1 protein-coding gene and 1 pseudogene are annotated in these 2,614 nt (G+C 68.6%); both read right to left on the bottom strand.

Annotated features, from left to right (window positions below; translation table 11 throughout):
- Positions 1 to 264, bottom strand: a pseudogene (locus tag LQV45_RS25110) (hypothetical protein); the annotation flags it as partial.
- 32 nt (positions 265 to 296) lie between these two features.
- A partial coding sequence (locus LQV45_RS25105; protein ID WP_230009339.1) for an AMP-binding protein occupies positions 297 to 2,614 on the bottom strand: 2,318 nt, incomplete at its 5' end.

The following is a 2,614-nucleotide window of genomic DNA, read 5'->3' as shown; positions in this document are numbered from 1 at the left end:
CTCCACGCCTGTGGCGTCGGTGACGCTCACCTGGATACGGGCGTTCTTGCCGTAGCGGGGATTGCAGTCAGCGTCCGGCGCTGCCACCGTCACGCTCTGCCCCGGTTTGGCTTCCGACGGGGTCAGCGAATAGGCGGGCGGGAAACACGGCGGTTCCCCACCGGTGGAGGACGAGCACCCCGAGACCGAGGCAGCCAGCACCAATGCGCCAACCGTGGCACGGATCGCGGAGCGCCGCCCGCTGTCTTTCAGACAGAGAACCATGCCGTCAGTGTCGCTGGTACAGCAGTCGGCGCCTACTGTTGTGCTGAATTCGTACCCGGATCGTTGCCTGCGCCTGCCCGCCGGCGGTTGACCGCCCCCATCAAGCGCAGGCAGAGCGCCCAGTAGGCTACCCCCGCGGCCAGCGAGCCTGCCACGGCCAAGGCGGGGCTGATCCCGGCCAGCGGCGGATAGACCACCCAGTGGACAAGGTATGCGTAGAGGGAGGCGCTGGCGAGTACCACCATGAGGCGGCGGAGGACCTGCGGCACCGGAATGCTGGGCAGCCAGATGAGCAGCAGGATCCCGGCGAGCAGCGTGGCCTCCCGACCCGGATTCTCGAAGAATCCCGGAACGGTCACTGCTGCAATGACCGAGACCAGGCAACGCTGGGCGACGGTCCGGGACCGTGCGATAGCCCAACCCAGCGCGAAGAGCCAGAGCGCAGGCGCCGTGTGCGGCACTCCCGGGTTGACCAGCTCATACCGGGTCAGGAGCCCCACGCCGGTCAGCGCCAGCGGAAAGAGCAGTGGGAAGCGCCGCTCGGCGCGGTCCGCCCACGGAACGGCAAGCAGAGCCACGGACCCCACAAGCAGGTAAACAAGAACTTCGATGAACCAGAAATGCCACTGGGTGCTCACCCCCTCCGGCCCGAGGACGGCATTGAGCAGCACGATATTGGCGGGTGAGTAGTTGTCGGTGATCAGGTACGCCACCGCGATGAACGCCATGCTCGGCACGATGATTCGTGCCGAGCTGGACAGCTGCCTCCGCAGCCGCGGGATCCGCTTCCCGGAGAGCTGGAAGCGTGCGAAGTTGTAGCCTGCCACCGCCATGAGCACGTGGGCCGCACCCTGCCAGCTAAACAGCCCAACGTGCGTGCTGACGATCAGGACGATCCCGACGGCCCGCAGCACGATGCTCGTTTCCACCGGCGCAAAGAATCTCCTCCGCTTACGGCCCGGTGCAGTGCGCGGCCGGGGCTCCAGATCCCGGACCGGCGTCACGTGCCAGTCCCGCGGGAGATGGCCCAGCGCCTGTTCCAGCCGCACCGACGCGGCCACATAGGACAATGAGTCCCCGCCCAGGGACACGAACGTGTCGCTGTCCGCGATGTCGGCGCACTCCAGCACGTCCTGGAAAATCTTCCGGACGCTGTCCGGAGCATTGTTGTCCGGCGCGCCGGTTTCCGCTGCAGGGGCGGGTGCCGGCCCGGGTTTCGGCCCGGACAGGGCCAGGACGCCCCTGTAGTCGAGCTTGCCCGTTGCCAGGCGCGGGAGATGGTCGACGGCGTGGACCTCTAGGGCGGCTCGCGGCAGCCCCATGCCCTGGGCGAGGACCTTGCCCAGCAGGTGCGCGTCGTGGTCGCCTTCAACAGCGACGACGACGCCGTCGTCCGTCCCGGCGCTGGCAGCCCGCACACCGAGATCCGCCAGGAGCCGCTCCACCTGTCCCAGATCCACGCGCAGCCCCACGATCTTGACGAACCGGCTGCGCCGGCCCACCACTTCGTAGACGCCCGCCGGGTGCAGCCTGGCGAGGTCGCCGGTGCGGAGCTCCGCAACGGTCCGGCCCGCGGCGAGATCCGCCGGGCATTCGGCGTAGCCAAGCATGACGTTGGCGCCGCTGTAGACCAGTTCGCCGTGTTCCAGCCCCGGCACGGGGTCGATCCGGAACGAGCCGCCGGGCACCGGGACGCCCACCGCGCCCGGCACCTCGGCCGCCAGTTCAGGAGGCAGGTATGCCATCCGGGCCGTCGCTTCGGTCTGGCCGTACATCACGAAAAATTCCCAGCCGCTGCTGCGGCCAAGTTCGGCGTAGTTCCGCACCGAGTCCGGCCCCAGTCGGCCCCCGGCCTGGGTGACGTAGCGCAGGCCGGGCAGATCCATGTCCGCGAACCCGACCCGTTCCAGCAGTTCAAAGGTGTACGGAACGGCCGCGAAAGACGTCGCCCCGCGGCCTCGGAAGAGGTCCCAGAAGCACGGATCGACCACGGAAAGATCGGTCAGGACCAGTCCGGCGCCGCGGAGCAGGTGGCTGTTGATCACGGACAGCCCGTAGCAGTAGGACATGGGCAGCGTCGTGGCCGCGCGGTCGTCGGGCCCGATGTTCAGGTACTCGGAAATCGACTCGGCGTTGGACTGCAGGTTCGCATGCGAGAGCCGCACGAGCTTGGGCGAGCCGGTGGATCCGGAGGTGCTGAGCAGGAGCGCGAGGTCCGGGTGAAGCTCGTGGCGGGTGCCGGTCCGGCGTTCGTCCAGCAGGAGCTGCCCGTTGCCGGGTTGGACAACGCCGTCGGGGTCGTAGGCCGCGACGAGGGATTCCAGGGCGGCCGGCTTGTTCTCCGGCAGGA

The organism is Microbacterium sp. Bi128, assembly GCF_918698205.1.
The sequence above is the reverse complement of the archived record's forward strand: the minus strand, read 5'-3'. Positions and strand labels throughout refer to the sequence as shown.